Here is a 16235-nt window from a genome sequence, read left to right on the forward strand (position 1 = left end):
TGAGCACGGCTCGGATTCACCTGCCGCGAACCGGCCGTCCTGTGGCAGGATGCGGGTAACCGAACCCTGTTCTGGAGGAGGCGGATGTGACGCTCACCCTCGCGGAGATCGACCTGGCGCAGCCGGAGTTCTGGGAGCGGCCGATGGCCGAGAGGGAGGAGGCGTTCGCGCTCCTGCGCCGGCTGCCGGCGCCGGTGCGCTTCGCCGAGCCGGAGATCGGCTTCGCCGCCACGGGGCCGGGGTTCTACGCGCTGGTGCGGCACGCCGACATCATCGAGGCCAGCCGCAACCCGGAGGTGTTCTGCTCGGGGAAGAGCGCCACCAGCATCCACGACCTGCCGGTGGAGTTCAACGAGTACTTCGGGTCGATGATCAATATGGACGACCCGCGGCACGCCCGGCTGCGCCGCATCGTCTCGCGCGCGTTCACCCCGAAGATGATCCAGCAGTTCGAGGAAGACGTGCGGACCGAGGCCGCGCGCATCGTGGACGCGCTGCTCGCCAAGGGCCCCGGCCGCGACTTCGTCGCCGATGTGGCCGCGCGGCTGCCGCTGAAGATCATTTGCGACATGATGGGCATCCCCGAGGAGCACTACCAGGACATCTTCCGCGCCTCCAACGTGATCCTCTCGGGCGGCGACACCGAGTTCATCGAGGACCTCGACCGGGCCGCGGAGGAGCTGCTCGGCGCCGGCGAGAAGCTGCGCGATCTCGTGGTCACCCTGGCCGACAACGAGCCCCGGGGCCTGATCAAGTCGCTCACCAGCGCCAACATAGACGGCGAGCGGCTGACCCCGCAGGAGCTGGGCTCGTTCTTCATCCTGCTGGTCGTGGCGGGCAACGAGACCACCCGCAACGCCATCTCGCACGGGCTGCACCTGTTCACCCAGAACCCCGGCCAGCGCGAGCTGCTGCTGGCCGACCTCGACGGCCGGCTGCCCGGCGCGGTGGAGGAGATCGTCCGCGTGGCCTCGCCGGTGGCGTGGATGCGCCGCACGGTCACCCGCGACCACGAGATGCACGGCCACCAGTACCGCAAGGGCGACAAGGTGCTGCTGTACTACTGGGCGGCCAACCGCGACGAGGCGGTCTTCGAAGACCCGCTGCGGTTCGACATCACCCGCGACCCCAACCCGCATGTCGGCTTCGGCGGCCCGGGGCCGCACTTCTGCCTGGGCGCCCACCTCGCCCGGCGCGAGATCAGCGTGATGTTCCGCGAGCTGCTGACCCGGGTGCCCGCGATCCGGTCGGTGGGCGAGCCGGATCGGCTCCGGTCCAGCTTCATCAATGGGATAAAGCACATGACCTGCGACTTCTAGTGCAAATCACCGCATGCTGCCTGTTACGTACGATGTACGTCACACGCATTGACGTGGGGGCGTGAGCGTGCGAATCATGGGCCCATGACCGTGACTCCCGCCGATCGGCGGCCGATCGTCACCGCCGCCGACATCGATCTGAGCGACATCGACTTCTGGGCCCGGCCGATGGCCGAGCGCGAGCGGGCCTTCGCGCTGCTGCGCGCGCTGGACCGGCCGGCCTTCTTCGAGGAGATGGAGGTCGCCTACGCCCCCAAGGGGCTCGGCTACCACGCGCTGGTGCGGCACGCCGACATCCTGGAGGCGAGCCGCAACCCCGAGGTGTTCTGCTCCGGCGACGGCGGGGCGACCAACATCCCCGACATGCCGGCGGAGTTCGCCGAGTACTTCGGGTCGATGATCAACATGGACGACCCCCGGCACGCCCGGCTGCGCCGCATTGTCTCCCGCTCCTTCACGCCAAAGATGATCAAGCAGTTCGAGGCCGACGTCGAGTCGGCGGCGCGGGCGATCGTGGACGACCTGCTGCGCACCGGGCCCGGCTGCGACTTCGTCACCGAGGTCGCCGCCCGGCTGCCGCTGAAGATCATCTGCGACATGATGGGCATCCCCGAGGAGCACTACCGGTTCGTCTTCGACCGCTCCAACATCATCCTGGGCGGCATGGACCCCGAGTACGGCGCCGCCGACATGGAGGAGGTGGGCCGGCGGCTGCTCACCGCGGGCATGGAGCTGCAGCAGCTCGTGCAGGACCTCGCCGCCCACCGGGCCGAGCACCCCACCGGCGACCTGATCTCCGCCCTGGTCACCGCGAACATCGACGGCGAGCACCTGACCATGCAGGAGCTGGGGTCGTTCTTCATCCTGCTCGTCGTGGCCGGCAACGAGACCACGCGCAACGCCATCTCGTACGGCATGCGCCTGCTCACCACCAACCCCGACCAGCGGGCGCTGTGGCTGAGCGACATCGAGGGCCACACCCCGCGCGCCGTCGAGGAGATCGTCCGCCTGGCCTCCCCGGTGAACTACATGCGGCGCAAGGTCACCCGCGACCACGAGATGAACGGCAACCTGTACCGCAAGGGGGAGAAGGTCCTGCTGTACTACTGGGCGGCCAACCGCGACGAGGCGGTCTTCGAAGACCCGCTGCGGTTCGACATCACCCGCGACCCCAACCCGCATGTCGGCTTCGGCGGCCCGGGGCCGCACTTCTGCCTGGGCGCCCACCTCGCCCGGCGCGAGATCAGCGTGATGTTCCGCGAGCTGCTGCAGCGCGTCCCGCACCTGGAGGTGGGCACCCCGCAGCGCCTGCTGAGCAACTTCATCAACGGCATCAAGCACGCCGAGGCGACGTTCTGAGCCGAGCCGGCGTTCTGAGCCGAGCAGACGTTCTGAGCCGAGCAGACGTTCTGAGCCGAGCAGACGTTCTGACGCCGTCCCCGCGGGGCGTCCGTCAGGGGTTCGACAGGCGGATGCCCTTGAAGACCGTGTTCACGTCGGGCAGCAGCTCCTTCTTGGCGTCGGGCACCGCCATGTAGACGATGGCGGGCAGGTCGGCGCCGGTGCTGATCGCGGCCACGACCATCGTCGTCTTCTCGCTCCCCGCGGTGATCTCGTACGCCACGAGCTGGCCGGGCAGGCCGCCCACGTTGAGCGCCTGCTGCGCGGTCTTGCGGATCTTGTTGCCCTCGGGGAAGTACTTGGTGCGCTGCTGGAACGCCACCGCGCTGATCACCGGGGTCAGGTTCTCCGGCGAGGTGTACTTCGAGGCCAGCCGGCGGGCCAGCGGGCCGGACATCACCTGGGCGAACTGCGCCTTGCCGGTGGAGTCCTGGCCGGCCGCGACGTACTGGCGGGTGTCGAAGCCGAACTGCGTACGCACGGTGGCGCGCTGGTCCAGCCGCCACGGCCGGCCCAGCCGGGGCAGGGTGATCGCCGCGCCCTGGTCGGTGAGCGTGCCCGCAACCGGCGAGGCCGTGCCCTTGTAGCGGGGCAGCCGGCCGATCGGCTGCTGACGTGGCGCGGCCGACTTGGTGGCCACCGGCCCCTGCGCCCCCGGGTCGGAATCGGACTCGTCGCCCGAGGCCAGCGGACCCGCCAGGAACGCCCACAACAGCGCCGCGACCAGCGCGATCACCACCGAGCCGACGAGCGCGTAGATCCAGATCGGCTTGCCCGGCCGGTCCAGGTCATCATCGCCCATCTGCTGGTAGTTCTCGCCGAAGACGTTGTTCCACAGCTCCTGCTGCCGGTCGGGCGGCGGCGTCTTGGGCCCGCTGATCTGCCCGGCCGTGACGAACGGCCGGTACGGGTCGCCGGGGTCCTGCGGGCCGGGCCCGCCCGGCCCACCGGGTCCACCAGGGCCACCGGGCCCACCGGGGCCGCCATGCCCGCCGTTCGGACCACCGGGGCCACCCGGACCACCAGGGCCGCCGGGACCGCCGGGACCACCCGGGCCGCCCGGGTGCGGCGCGGGGCCGGGCGGCGGGCCCTGCGGGTGCTGGAACGGCCCGCCGCCGGGAGGCCCGGACGGTCCGGCGGGACCGCCGTCGGGTCCACCCGGGCCACCGGGACCACCAGGGCCACCCTGCTGCGGCCCGGACGGGCCCGAAGGGCCTGCGGAGCCGGGGCCGGGCGGAGCCGGGGGCGGGGTGTCGGGCTGGGCCGGGCGCGCCGCGCCGATGGGCAGCGAGACGGTCCGCTCGAAGTTGGCGTCAGAGGCCGCGGGCGCCGGCGGGACCGAGATGGCGCTCATGGTGCTGAGCGGGTCGTCCTCCCAGGACGGGGTGCCGGCGGACGGGTTGGGCGCCGGAGCGCGGTTGTGGCTGGTGTCCCAGACCGACCTGGGCGCCGGGTCAGGCTCGGGGCCGCCGTTGGGACCGGGCCAGGACGGCGACGACGCACCGGACGTGCCGTTCGGCTCCGGCCGCGGCTGCGTGCTCATGCCGGGCCCGCCCTCGGGGCCGGGCCACGACGCGCCGGAGGCCGCCGCGTTGTTGGGGCCGGGCCACGCGGGCCCGGAGTCGGCGGAGCCGCCGTTCGGGCCGGGCCAGGAGGGCGAGGACATGCCGGAGCCGCCGTTCGGGTCGGGCCAGGACGGCGACGACGCGCCCGAGCGGCCGTTCGGATCGGGCCACGCCGGGCCGGAGTCGGCGGTGCTGCCGTTCGGGCCGGGCCAGGCCGGGCCGGAGTCGGCCGTGCTGCCGTTGGGGCCGGGCCAGGACGGGGACGACGCGCCGGCGTTGCCGTTGGGGTCGGGCCAGGCGGGGCCGGAGTCGGCGGTGCTGCCGTTGGGGCCGGGCCAGGTCGGTGAGGACATGCCGGAGCCGCCGTTCGGGTCGGGCCGGGACGGCGTGGCCATACCGAGCGGGTCTGGGCCGGTCATGCCGGACCGGTCTGGCGACGGGCCGGCCGCGGGGTCGGGCCAGGACGGGCCGGTGGACGTGTGGGGCCGGCCGGACTGCGCCTGGTGGGACGGCCGGCCACCGGGGTGGGGGGCGTCGCCACGTGGGGGATCGGGCCAGGCGGGCGGCGGCGGGTCGTTGCGCGGCGTCTCGGGCCAGGCCGGGGGTAGGTGGGACTGGCTGGACTGCTCCGGGGCCATGGCTGCCGTACCTCCCGCGATATTGCCCGGATTAGGGGTGCTGCGCATGATCTCATGCGGCTCGGGGGGTTCCGCAGGGAAACGGGAGAATCCCCCGTAGAACAGCCGGCCGGTCGGGTCGGTCGGCGGGTCCTGGAGTGGAAGGCCGAACTCCTCGGGATCCGGCCGAAGCTCTGGATCGTACGAGTTCGCCATAGCGACAAGAGTAAACTAACGGTACAGAAGAGGTCACAACGGATCTATCACCATCGGGTCTCACGTGCATCAGGCGTTCATTCTGTACGCCCAGGCACGGGCGCTCCGCGCGTCATACCTTACGAGGCGTTTCTTCGCCGTCCGGGCGAAAGCCGCATCTCATCTCACCTGGCGAGACAGAGACCGTCTCGCGCCCCGAGAACATCGCGCTCTGCGCTACCCTTGACATATGCGTTTCGCGACCCTGCTTCTTAGCAGGCCGCGTCCGGCGAGCTGATCACTGCCCACGCCGACGCGGCCACCCCTCCACGTGCGCGGAGGGGTTTCTTTATGGGCCGTGACCATGGGCCGCGACAATGCGGGACAACAACCGAGGGACCGACCGTGAGTGATCGTAGCGAGCAGCAGTACGACCCGCAGGCGCTGCAGGCCAAGTGGCAGCGGCGGTGGGAGGAACTGGACCCCTTCCGCGCCGAGGAGGACCCGGCCGACCCCCGCGAGCGCCGCTACATGCTCGACATGTTCCCTTACCCGTCCGGCGACCTGCACATGGGCCACGGCGAGGTCTTCGCGATCGGTGACGTGCTCGCCCGCTACTGGTTCCACAAGGGCTACAACGTCCTGCACCCCATCGGGTGGGACTCCTTCGGCCTGCCCGCCGAGAACGCCGCGATCCGCCGCAACGCCCACCCGGCCGAGTGGACCTACGCCAACATCGAGACGCAGGCCACCTCCTTCAAGCGCTACGGGATCAGCTTCGACTGGTCGCGCCGCCTGCACACCAGCGACCCCGAGTACTACAAGTGGAACCAGTGGCTGTTCAACCGGTTCTTCGAGCGGGGCCTGGCCTACCGCAAGGGCGGCCTGGTCAACTGGTGCCCGCAGGACCAGACCGTGCTGGCCAACGAGCAGGTCGTCGCGGGCCGCTGCGAGCGCTGCGGCGCCGAGGTCGTACGCCGCGAGCTGACCCAGTGGTACTTCAAGATCACTGAATACGCCGACCGGCTGCTGGACGACATGGACCAGTTGGAGGCCGGCTGGCCCGAGCGGGTGCTGACCATCCAGCGCAACTGGATCGGCCGCTCCGAGGGCGCCGACGTGCGGTTCCGGATCGAGGGCCGCGAGGAGCCGGTCACGGTCTACACCACCCGCCCCGACACCCTGTTCGGCGCCACGTTCTTCGTCGTCGCCCCCGACGCCGCGCTGGCGGAGGAGATCGTCTCCGACGGGCAGCGGGCCGCCTTCGAGGCGTACCGGGCCGAGGTCGCCAAGCTGAGCGACATCGAGCGCCTGTCCACCGAGAAGGAGAAGACCGGCGTCTTCCTGGGTGTGCACGCGATCAACCCGGTCAACGGTGAGCGCATCCCGGTCTGGGCGGCCGACTACGTGTTGTCCGACTACGGCCATGGCGCGATCATGGCCGTGCCCGCGCACGACCAGCGCGACCTGGACTTCGCGCGGAAGTTCGGCCTGCCGGTGCGGGTCGTGGTGCACACCGGCCTGGCCGACCCGGGCGAGACCGGCGAGGCCACCCCGGGCGAGGGCACGCTGGTCAACTCCGGCCCCCTGGACGGGCTGACCAAGGCCGAGGCGATCGACCGGATCATCCAGATCCTGGAGGAGCGCGGCCTGGGCAAGCGGGCGGTCAACTTCCGGCTGCGCGACTGGCTGCTGTCGCGGCAGCGGTTCTGGGGCACCCCGATCCCGATCATCCACTGCCCCGACTGCGGCGAGGTGCCGGTCCCCGACGAGCAGCTCCCGGTCACCCTGCCCGACCTGCGCGGCGAGGCGCTGGCGCCCAAGGGCATCGCGCCGCTGGCCAACGCCGCCGACTGGGTCAACGTCGAGTGCCCCAAGTGCGGCGGCGCCGCCAAGCGCGACACCGACACGATGGACACCTTCGTCGACAGCTCGTGGTACTTCCTGCGCTACTGCTCGCCGGGCTACACCGAGGGCCCGTTCGACGTCGAGCAGGTGCGCAAGTGGGGCCCGATCGACCAGTACGTCGGCGGCATCGAGCACGCCGTGCTGCACCTGCTGTACGCGCGGTTCTTCACCAAGGTGCTCTACGACATGGGCATGGTCGGCTTCACCGAGCCGTTCGTGCGCCTGCTGAACCAGGGCCAGGTGATCAACCAGGGCAAGGCGATGTCCAAGTCGCTGGGCAACGGCGTCGACCTGGGCGAGCAGATCGACACCTACGGCGTCGACGCGGTCCGGCTGACCATGGTGTTCGCCGGCCCGCCCGAGGACGACATCGACTGGGCCGACGTGTCCCCGGCCGCCTCGCAGAAGTTCCTGAGCCGCGCGTTCCGGGTGATGAGCGAGGTGACCAGCCCGCTGGGCGCCGACCCGGCCACCGGTGACCTGGAACTGCGCCGGGTCACCCACCGCACCATCGACGAGGTCACCAAGCTGGTCGAGTCCTACCGGTTCAACGTCGCGGTGGCCCGCATGATGGAGCTGACCACGGCCGCGCGCCGGACCATCGACTCCGGCCCCGGCGCGGGCGACCCGGCGGTGCGCGAGGCCGCCGAGACCCTGGCCGTGCTGCTGTCGCTGGTCGCGCCCTACGTCGCCGAGGAGGGCTGGGAGCGGCTGGGCCACACCGGCTCCATCGCCCGCGTCCCCTGGCCGGTCGCCGACCCGGCGCTGCTGGTGCAGGAGTCGGTGACCTGCGTGGTGCAGGTGGCGGGCAAGGTCCGCGACCGGCTGGAGGTCTCGCCCGACATCGGCGAGGACGCCCTGGCCGAGCTGGCCCTGGCCTCGGAGAAGGTCAAGGCCCTGCTGTCCGGCGCCCCGCGCCGCGTCATCGTACGCGCGCCCAAGCTGGTCAACATCGTCCCCTGAGCGACCGCGGGCGGCCCTGATGCGGGCCGCCCGCGACCGCCGATCAGATCACTCGGGTACGTTCACCCGGTTCACCCGGGCTCGTTCATTCAGGCACGCTGTCCGTCCACGCCGTGCCGGCCGCGCGGAAGGCGTCCACCCGCCCCTGCACGGCCGTCGGCGCGACGACCTCGTTCTTGGCGTGGTAGACCCAGTCCACCTGCTGCACGTAGCTGCGCTGCGTGGAGCTGCCGTTCAGCCCGCCGTTGATGAACCAGTGGTTGAAGTTGATCGACATCGGGGTCTCCGGGTAGTACTTGCCGCCGTGCTGGGCGACCTGCTGCCCGTCGATGTAGTAGGTGACGTTGCCGCCCGAGACCTGGAAGACCAGCGTGTGCCAGCCCGCCATGCTCTGGTTGACCGTGGTGTAGGTGTTGTCCGACAGCCACGGCTCGTTGCGGTAGGTCTCCCACGTCGTCATGTACATGATCGGCCCCTGCGCGCCCCAGCCGCCGTTGGGCAGGTACTCGAAGTCGATCTCGCCGTAGTTCGGGTCGAGGTCGAAGGCGAGCGGGGTGATCGTGAAGAACGTCTGCACCACGTTGTCCCCGTCGGGCCCGCTCTGCGGCGCGTCGGTGAAGCGGACGCGCGCGGCGTACGTGCCCTCGAAGAACTTGCGCTGGTGCAGCATCTCGGCCTGGCTGGTGCCGCTCGCCGTGCCGTCGGTGGTCGCGGTGAGCGTCAGCGCCTGGTTGCCGGTCCCGATCGAGGGGAACGTGACCGCCGAGGCCGGCCACGACGCCCCCGGGATGCCGGGCCCGCCGGGGTTGGTGCGCACCGACCAGCGGCGCTGCCCGATGCGCGGGTCGGAGGAGTTGGTGTAGGAGAAGTCGTCGAACAGCTCCGTACGCTCGCCGGGCGGCACGGTCGGCGTGACCGTCGGCGACGGGCTGGTCGTCGGGTCGGTGCTGGCCGGGGTGCCCCAGTCGAGCACGCCGTCCAGGTACAGCGGGGTGCGCGCCCAGTCGGCGTAGGAGGTCTGGGCCGCGCCGAAGGAGTAGTCGTCGGCCTGGTTCACGTTCTGCCAGTCGGTGCGCCACAGGCGGAGCTGGATGTCGCCGGTGTCGGCCCCCGCCGCCAGCGTGCCGGAGGTGAAGCCGATCTCCAGGTACCTGTCCGCGCCGTTCACCGGCGTGGCCAGGGTGACGAACCGGTGCCTGAGCGTGCCGCAGCCGACCACCGCCCAGGCGCAGGAGAAGGAGTACGCGGCGCCGTTGCCGGTGAAGTAGTACCGGATCGTGTACCGCGACAGCGACGCCGCCGACGACCCGGTGTTGCGGATCTTGAACCAGGGCTGCGTCTCGTACGCGCTCGCGCCGGTCATGGTGGTGCGGTACTGCACCCGCAGCCCGCTGTCGGCCGACGCCGCGCGGATCAGGCCGCCGGTCGCCACCATGGCGGCCAGCGTGACGACGAGCAGGATCTTGCGTAACCGCATGCGTTCTCCAATCGATCGGATGGCGGATCAGACGCGGATGGGGCCGGAGGCGACCCCAAGCGCGGACAGGCGGTCCAGGTGGGCGGGGAGCCGGGCCAGGAAACCCTCGAAGTCGCCCGCGGTGCCCCAGGCGACCTCGGCGAACGCGCACAGCCGGGGGAAGGCCATGTACTCCACGTGCTCGGGCGTGGGCATGTACTCCGTCCAGAGCTGGCACTGCGCGCCCAGCACGCCGGGGATCGTCGGCGGCGCGAAGCGGTAGACGTCCGCGAGCGAGACCACGCCGTCCTGCGCCCGCGGCTGGCCCGGCTCCGCCTCGGGGTCGGCCGGGTAGTAGTCGAAGTAGGTGTGCCGGTACGGCGTCAGCACCACCTCATGCCCCGCCCGTGCCGCGTCGGGGCCGCGCTCGGCGTCGCGCCAGGCCATCCGCACCGCCCCCGGCGGGCTGGTGCCGTCCTCGTCCCAGCACACGACCCGCCGCCCCCGCGCGGCCAGGTGCTCGGCCATCCGCCCGATGAACCAGGCGCGGGCCGCGGTCGCGCCGGGCAGGCCCAGCTCGGCCATCCTGCGCCGCGCGGCCGGGCTCGCCTCCCACTCGGCCGGGGGCACCTCGTCGCCGCCGACGTGCACGTACGGCCCGGGGAACAGGTCCACGACCTCGTCCAGCACGTCCTGGCAGAACCGGATCGTGGCCTCCTCCAGGTTGAACACGTGCTCGCTGATGCCCCACCGGTCCCACACGTCGAGCCGCCGGCCCGGGTGGTTGCCCAGCCGCGGGTACGCCGCGATGGCCGCCTGCGCGTGCCCCGGCATCTCGATCTCGGGCACGACGGTGACGAACCGGGCGGCGGCGTACGCGACGATCTCCCGGATGTCCTCCTGGCTGTAGTGGCCGCCGCGCCGCGCGCCGACCTCGGTCAGGCGCGGGTACCTCTTGCTCTCCAGCCGCCAGCCCTGGTCGTCGGTCAGGTGCAGGTGCAGCACGTTCAGCTTGTGCAGCGCCAGCGCGTCGATCAGCCGCAGCACGAACTCCTTGGGCATGAAGTGCCGGGCCACGTCCAGCATCACGCCGCGCCAGCCGAACGCCGGCCGGTCCTCGACGGTCAGCTCCGGCGCGGAGCCGCCGAGCTGGGCCAGCGTGCGGGTGCCGTAGAAGTGCCCGGCCGGGCCGCCCGCGGTGAGGTCGATCCCGTCCTCGCCCACGCGCAGCCGGTAGCCCTCCGGGCCGAGCGCCGGGTCGTCGGCGCCGCGGCGTACCGGCAGGGCGGACAGGTCGAGCGGCCGGGCGGCGGCGGTGAGGACCTGCGGTCTCGGAATGAGCACGCGACTACCCCTTCACTGCGCCGGCGGACAGCCCCGCCACGGCGCGTCGTTGGATGATCAGGAAGAAGACCACGACCGGCAGCGTGAACAGCGTGGCGACCGCCATCTGCGGGCCGTAGTCGGTGGCGTACCTGCCGATGAAGGACTGGATGTAGACCGGCAGGGTGTAGCGGGCGGGCTCGTCCAGCAGGACGTACGCGTAGGTGAACTCGGTCCAGGCGGTGATCCAGGAGAACACGGAGGTGGCCATCAGGCCCGGCGCGACCAGCGGGAAGACCACCTTGCGGAACGCCTGGAACCGGCTCGCGCCGTCCACCATCGCGGCCTGCTCCAGCTCCGCGGGCACCGCGGTGACGAACCCGCGCAGCATCCACACCGCGAACGGCAGCGTGAACGACATGTAGACGATCACCAGCCCGGCGTACGTGCCGAGCAGGCGCGCGTCGCGCAGCATCAGGTAGAACGGGATGAACAGCGCCTCGCCCGGGATCATCTGCACGATGATGATCGCCAGCAGGAACGCGGTCCTGCCCCGGAACCGGAACCTCGCCAGCGCCACCGCGGCCAGGAACGACACCGCCATGCCCAGCAGCACCACCGCGCCGGTGACGAGCAGTGAGCTGCGCATCGCGTTCCAGAAGCCGCTCGCGGTGAGGATCTCGCGGAAGTTGTCCCAGTGGACGGGGGAGGGGACCAGCTTGGGGGTGTGCCGCAGGATGTCGGAGTCGGGCTTCAGCGCCGTCGTGGCCATCCAGTAGACGGGGAAGACGAAGAACGCGCACACCAGCAGGCAGGCGACGTTGACCAGTGCCTTCTTCACGACGCCTCCTGACGCAGCGCCCGGACGTACAGCCAGGACAGCCCGACCAGCAGCAGCGTCATCAGCACCGCGATGGAGGACGCGGCGCCGAACTGGGAGGCGTTGATCCCCTTGTTGTAGATGTAGACGCCGAGCATGACCGTCGACTCGTACGGGCCGCCCTTGGTGGTGAACCAGATCTGCGGGAACACCTTCATGTCCCAGATCAGGCTGAGGACCAGCAGGATCGTGTAGACCGGGCGGAGCAGCGGGAAGGTGATCGAGAAGAAGATCCGTGTCGCGCCCGCGCCGTCCACCCTGGCCGCCTCGTGCAGCTCCGGCGGCACGGTGAGCAGCCCGCCGTACACCGACAGCGCCACGAACGGCACCGCGCCCCACACGATGATCACCACCAGCACGAAGGTGGCCTGCCCGCCGGTGAGGAACCAGCCGTGCCCGCGGCACTCGCACAGCCCGGTGACCGTGAGCAGGTGGTTCACCACGCCGAACTCGCTGTCGAACAGCCAGCGCCAGATCACCGCGCCGATGAACACCGGCGTCGCCCAGGCCACCACCAGCCCGCTGGACAGCGCCAGCCGCGCCCACGGGCTCGCCGCCCGCAGCAGCAGCGCGCACAGCGTGCCGATCAGCAGCGTCAGCCCGGCGCAGGTCAGCGCGAACGCGATCGTACGGGGGAGGACCGTCCAGAACTGCGGGTCGGTCAGCGTGCGGGTGTAGTTGTCCAGCCCGACCCACGTGGTCGTGCGCCGGATCAGGTCGGCCAGGTTCTCCCGCTGGAAGGACAGCGCCACGAGCTGGAACACCGGGTACACCAGCGTGCCGAGGATGCCCAGCGCGGCCGGGAGCAGCAGCACGTACGGCAACGCCCGCGAGCGGCTGCGGGAGGCGGGCCGCACCCCGCGCCGCCGCCGGTCAGGGGCGGCCGCGCGCGGCGGGTTTCGGGTCAGCGTCACGCCCGGCCTCGCCTCAGCCGGTCGCGTTCAGGATCTCGGCGATCTTCTTGTCCGCGGTCGCCGCCGCCTCCGCGACGCTCTTCTCCCCGGACGCTATCGCCTGGAACATGTCCTGGAGCACCTGCGCGTTGTCCACGTTGGACCACTGGGTGGACTGCGGGGTGAACCAGCTCCTGGCCGCTGCCTTCATCTGCACCGCGGTCACGCCCTCGACCACGCCCTCCAGGCTGGTGCTGTTGGGCAGCAGGCCCGACCTGGCCAGCTCGGTCTGGTACTTGGTGCCGGTGATGAGCTTGACCCACTCCGTGGCGATGGCGGGCGCCTGCGAGCCTGCCGAGACCACCAGGTTGGAGCCGCCGATGAACACCGGCATCGTCCCGTTGACGCCGGGCACCGGGAAGGCGCCGAGCTGGTCGGCCAGCTTGGGGTACTTCTCGCCGAGCCCGCGCATCATCCACGCCTGGCCGATGATCATGCCGGTGTGGCCCTGGCCGAGCGCGTCCACGAACCGGTCGGCGTCGGTGTCCACGTCGAGCGGCGCCTTCGAGACCGCCTTGACCAGGTCCGCCCAGTTCCGCAGGCCCTGCTGCGACTGCGGGGTGGACAGCATGCCCTTCCAGGCCGTGCCCTCCTTGGCCGCGATCTGGCCGCCGGCGTCGAAGACGAAGGGGAGCGCGCCGTACTGGTAGCGGCCGGGGAAGTACAGCCCGGAGAAGTCCTCGCCGGGGTTGGCCTTCATCAGCTTCTCCGCCGCCTGGCGCAGCTCGGCGAGCGTGGCCGGCTCGGAGTCGATCCCGGCCTTCTCGAACAGGTCCTTGCGGTAGATCACCACACGGGTGCCGCCGTAGTACGGGACGCCGTACAGCTTGCCCTCGTAGCCGCCGGCGTCCGCCAGGCCCTTCAGCCAGGTGCCCGAGTTCTCGTAGTCGGCCGGCTTCAGCTCGGCCAGCGCCCCGGAGGCCGCGTAGGTGAGCACGTCGGTGTTGCCCATCTCCAGCACGTCCGGCGGATCGTCCCCGGCCAGGGCCGTCTTCCACTTCACGTCCCGGCCCTCCCAGTCCAGGACCTGCACGCGTACGGTCAGGCCCGGGTGGGCCGCCTCGACCTCGGCGTTGACCCGCTCGATCAGGTCGTCGGGGGCGCTGTCGCGCATCACCCAGACGTCCAGAGTCCCCGGCCCCGCAGTGGCGGCGCCCCCCTCGCCGCCGTCGCCGGAACAGGCCGCCAGCCCGCCTGCGAGCAGAACCGCGCACAGCAGCCTCGCGAGACCCCTCATGGCGCCTCCCTGATTGGTAAGATATTGGTAAGCAATCCGGCCGGATAGGCGCATAGTGGTCTTTACCAGTAGCCGCGTCAAGAGGGGAGTTTCCGGAGAACTGGTCAATAACTGGTAACATGGGCCGGTGTGAGCACATCGGCCCTGAACGCGCGTGCCGGACTCAAGCGGGACCGGGTCCGTGACTTCCTGCTGGACCTCATCGGCGACAAGCGCCCCGGCGACGCGATCCCCTCCGAACGCGACCTCTGCCGCGAGCTGGGCGTCTCCCGCCCCACGCTGCGCGCCGCCATAGACGACCTCGTCCGCCAGGGGCTGCTGGTCCGCGAGCACGGCCGGGGCACCTTCATCGGCCCGCACAAGGTCACCCAGCAGCTCGCCGCCACCGCGGGCAGCTCTTTCTACGTGCCGCCGGCCGAGGGCCACTGGCTGAGCCGGGTGCTGGAGTTCGACTCCGCCCCCGCCGGGGCCCGCCTGGCCCACCGGCTCCAGGTCTCGCCCGCCGACCCGGTGCTGCGCGCCGTACGCCTGCGCATCGTGGACGACGAGCCCATGGCCATCGAGCGCATCCACCTGCCCCACGCCCTGGTGCGCGGACTGGCCCCCGAGGACATGGAGTCGGGCTCGTTCTACCAGCTCCTGCGCGCCCGCTTCGGCGTGGACGTGCGCAGCGCCGTGCAGACCATCGAGCCCACCGTCACCGACGAGACCGAGGCCGAGCTCCTCGGCGTCCCCCAGTACGCCCCGGCGCTGCTGTTCGAACGCACCACCCGCGACGCCGGGGGCCGCATCGTCGAGCTGACCCGCTCCATCTACCGGGGCGACCGCTACCGGATCACCTCAGAGCTGTACTTCGACGCCGACTCCGGCTGACCGGCTCAGGGCGTCGTGCAGGCGCGGCCGATCCGGCCCAGGATCTCCTCGAAGATCGGCAGCGAGGTGGCGAAGTTGAGCCGCACGTGCCCGGGACCGCCCGGCCCGAACAGCGGCCCCGGGCTGGCCATCACCCGGGCCTCGCGATACAGGAACTCCGCCGGCTCCTCGTCCAGGCCCAGCCCGCCGAAGTCGAGCCAGGCGAGGTAGGTGGCCTCGGGCATCCGGTAGCCGACCTCCGGCGGCAGGCGGTCGGCCAGCAGACGCCGGTTGCGGTCCAGGACGCCGACGACCTCCTCCAGCCACGCGTCACCGTGCCGCCAGGCCGCCACCGTCGCCTCCACGCCCAGCAGGTTCGCCGCGCCGAACAGATGGGCCGGCTGCGCGGCCAGTGCCTTGCGCGCCCGCGCCGCCCCGATGTGGGCCACCGAGCATCGGATGCCGCCCAGGTTGAACGCCTTCGTCGCCGAGGTCAGCGTGATCGTGCGCTCGGGGAGGAGCGTGGCGAACGGGATGTGCCGGTGCGGCTCGTACACCAGGTCGGCGTGGATCTCGTCGGAGATCACCAGCAGGTCGTGCCGCTCGGCCAGCTCGGCGATCCGGCCGAGCTCGTCCCGGGTCAGCACCCTTCCGGTGGGGTTGTGCGGATTCACCAGCAGCAGCACCCGGCACCGCCCGTCGATCAGCTCCGGGTCGAACGTCCACGTCCCGCCCTCGGGCCGCATCGGGACGTGCACCGGGGTCCGGCCCATCTGCGCCAGCGTCTCCAGGAACGGCGGATAGTTCGGCACGTGCAGCGCGACCCCGTCACCGGGCTCGGTCATGACATGCAACAGCACCTGGAGCGCCTGGTTGATGTCGGAGTAGGCGCGCACGTGCTCGGGATCGGGCCGCCAGCCGTGCCTGCGCTCCATCCGCTCGGCGAACGCCTCCGCCAGCGGCCCGGCCTGCGGCCGATCCAGCCAGACGGGGTAGCCGAGGTCCAGCTCCGCCCGCTCCCGCACCGCGGCCACGATCGCCGGGGCCACGGGGAAGTCCATGTCGGCGATCCACGCCGGGATCACGCCGTCCTCAGGCTGCGCCCACTTCACCCCGGTACGCCGCCGCGCGTCCGCCTCCGACAGCCGATCCACCCCAAAGCGCTCTCCCACGCCCTTAATGGTAAAAGTACGGCAGCCGCGTGACTCTGCCTGGGGCATGCCTCCGTCGTCGTGATACCCGGTCCCAATCGGGCCTCGATGCCATAATGAACCGTATCCGGTGACGCTAGACTGCATTGGTGTCCCGCCCGACCCCGCGCGAGCGCCGGCGAGCCCGCCACGAGACCGTCGCGGGGGCGTACGCGCTGCCTTGGGCACGGGCCTGCGACAAACCGACGGCGAACCCGCCGCCGCCCCACCCCTCCCACTCCGCCCCGGCCCCCACCGAGCCCGCCTCCCCCCAGACCCAGGATCCCCCGCACGGCCACGCGAGCCACGACAATGCCCGCCGGGTTCCACCCGCAGGCCATCCGCGCACCCACGTGAGTCGCGACAATGCCCGCCG

Annotated in this window: 11 protein-coding genes; 4 read left to right on the top strand and 7 right to left on the bottom strand. The window is 71.4% G+C overall.

Annotated elements, in window-relative coordinates; translation table 11 throughout:
* Nucleotides 1-143: 143 nt before the first annotated feature.
* Nucleotides 144-1319 (top strand): cytochrome P450, encoded by a 1176-nt coding sequence (locus HNP84_RS23780; protein WP_185052314.1) that lies wholly within the window; start codon nucleotides 144-146, stop codon nucleotides 1317-1319.
* Nucleotides 1320-1403: 84 nt separating this feature from the next.
* On the top strand, nucleotides 1404-2678 hold the full coding sequence (locus HNP84_RS23785; RefSeq protein ID WP_185052092.1) for a cytochrome P450: 1275 nt from the start codon (nucleotides 1404-1406) through the stop codon (nucleotides 2676-2678).
* 94 nt (nucleotides 2679-2772) lie between these two features.
* Here the strand turns inward: HNP84_RS23785 and HNP84_RS23790 are convergent, their stop codons facing one another.
* On the bottom strand, nucleotides 2773-4704 hold the full coding sequence (locus HNP84_RS23790) for a hypothetical protein (RefSeq protein WP_185052345.1): 1932 nt from the start codon (nucleotides 4702-4704) through the stop codon (nucleotides 2773-2775).
* 744 nt (nucleotides 4705-5448) lie between these two features.
* Between HNP84_RS23790 and leuS the strand changes: the two genes are divergently transcribed.
* On the top strand, nucleotides 5449-7968 hold the full coding sequence (leuS, locus tag HNP84_RS23795) for a leucine--tRNA ligase (protein ID WP_185052093.1): 2520 nt from the start codon (nucleotides 5449-5451) through the stop codon (nucleotides 7966-7968).
* Nucleotides 7969-8053: 85 nt separating this feature from the next.
* Here the strand turns inward: leuS and HNP84_RS23800 are convergent, their stop codons facing one another.
* From HNP84_RS23800 to HNP84_RS23820, 5 genes are read right to left on the bottom strand one after another with little or no spacing between them, the layout of a single operon-like run.
* On the bottom strand, nucleotides 8054-9445 hold the full coding sequence (locus tag HNP84_RS23800) for a cellulose binding domain-containing protein (RefSeq protein WP_185052094.1): 1392 nt from the start codon (nucleotides 9443-9445) through the stop codon (nucleotides 8054-8056).
* 27 nt (nucleotides 9446-9472) lie between these two features.
* Nucleotides 9473-10768 carry a beta-N-acetylhexosaminidase gene (locus HNP84_RS23805; RefSeq protein WP_185052095.1) on the bottom strand — a complete coding sequence of 432 codons (1296 nt, stop codon included), beginning with the start codon at nucleotides 10766-10768 and terminating at the stop codon, nucleotides 9473-9475.
* A 4-nt stretch (nucleotides 10769-10772) separates the two neighbouring features.
* Nucleotides 10773-11588, bottom strand: a complete 816-nt coding sequence (locus HNP84_RS23810; protein ID WP_312925580.1) for a carbohydrate ABC transporter permease — start codon at nucleotides 11586-11588, stop codon at nucleotides 10773-10775.
* Nucleotides 11585-12541, bottom strand: coding sequence for a carbohydrate ABC transporter permease (locus HNP84_RS23815; RefSeq protein ID WP_185052096.1), 957 nt, complete (start codon nucleotides 12539-12541; stop codon nucleotides 11585-11587). The genes HNP84_RS23810 and HNP84_RS23815 overlap by 4 nt, the downstream gene beginning before the upstream one ends.
* 13 nt (nucleotides 12542-12554) lie before the next feature.
* On the bottom strand, nucleotides 12555-13817 hold the full coding sequence (locus HNP84_RS23820; protein ID WP_185052097.1) for an extracellular solute-binding protein: 1263 nt from the start codon (nucleotides 13815-13817) through the stop codon (nucleotides 12555-12557).
* A gap of 129 nt (nucleotides 13818-13946) precedes the next feature.
* Here HNP84_RS23820 and HNP84_RS23825 point away from each other — a divergent pair, with 129 nt between their 5' ends.
* On the top strand, nucleotides 13947-14690 hold the full coding sequence (locus HNP84_RS23825) for a GntR family transcriptional regulator (RefSeq protein WP_312925584.1): 744 nt from the start codon (nucleotides 13947-13949) through the stop codon (nucleotides 14688-14690).
* A 5-nt stretch (nucleotides 14691-14695) separates the two neighbouring features.
* On the opposite strand, the gene HNP84_RS23830 is transcribed toward HNP84_RS23825, so the two are convergent.
* A complete protein-coding gene (locus tag HNP84_RS23830) occupies nucleotides 14696-15841 on the bottom strand; it encodes a MalY/PatB family protein (protein WP_312925586.1) in 1146 nt (381 codons plus the stop codon).
* Nucleotides 15842-16235 lie beyond the last annotated feature (394 nt).

The sequence above is a fragment of the Thermocatellispora tengchongensis genome, from assembly GCF_014202315.1.
Classification (GTDB): Bacteria; Actinomycetota; Actinomycetes; order Streptosporangiales; family Streptosporangiaceae; genus Thermocatellispora; species Thermocatellispora tengchongensis.

What these genes read in the sequence shown, in the direction of transcription:
- HNP84_RS23780 (WP_185052314.1), top strand. Translation starts at nt 144, where the DNA reads ATGGCCGAGAGGGAGGAGGCGTTCGCGCTCCTGCGCCGGCTGCCGGCG.
- HNP84_RS23785 (WP_185052092.1), top strand. Translation starts at nt 1,404, where the DNA reads ATGACCGTGACTCCCGCCGATCGGCGGCCGATCGTCACCGCCGCCGAC.
- HNP84_RS23790 (WP_185052345.1), bottom strand. Translation starts at nt 4,704, where the DNA reads ATGACCGGCCCAGACCCGCTCGGTATGGCCACGCCGTCCCGGCCCGAC.
- leuS (WP_185052093.1), top strand. Translation starts at nt 5,449, where the DNA reads ATGGGCCGTGACCATGGGCCGCGACAATGCGGGACAACAACCGAGGGA.
- HNP84_RS23800 (WP_185052094.1), bottom strand. Translation starts at nt 9,445, where the DNA reads ATGCGGTTACGCAAGATCCTGCTCGTCGTCACGCTGGCCGCCATGGTG.
- HNP84_RS23820 (WP_185052097.1), bottom strand. Translation starts at nt 13,817, where the DNA reads ATGAGGGGTCTCGCGAGGCTGCTGTGCGCGGTTCTGCTCGCAGGCGGG.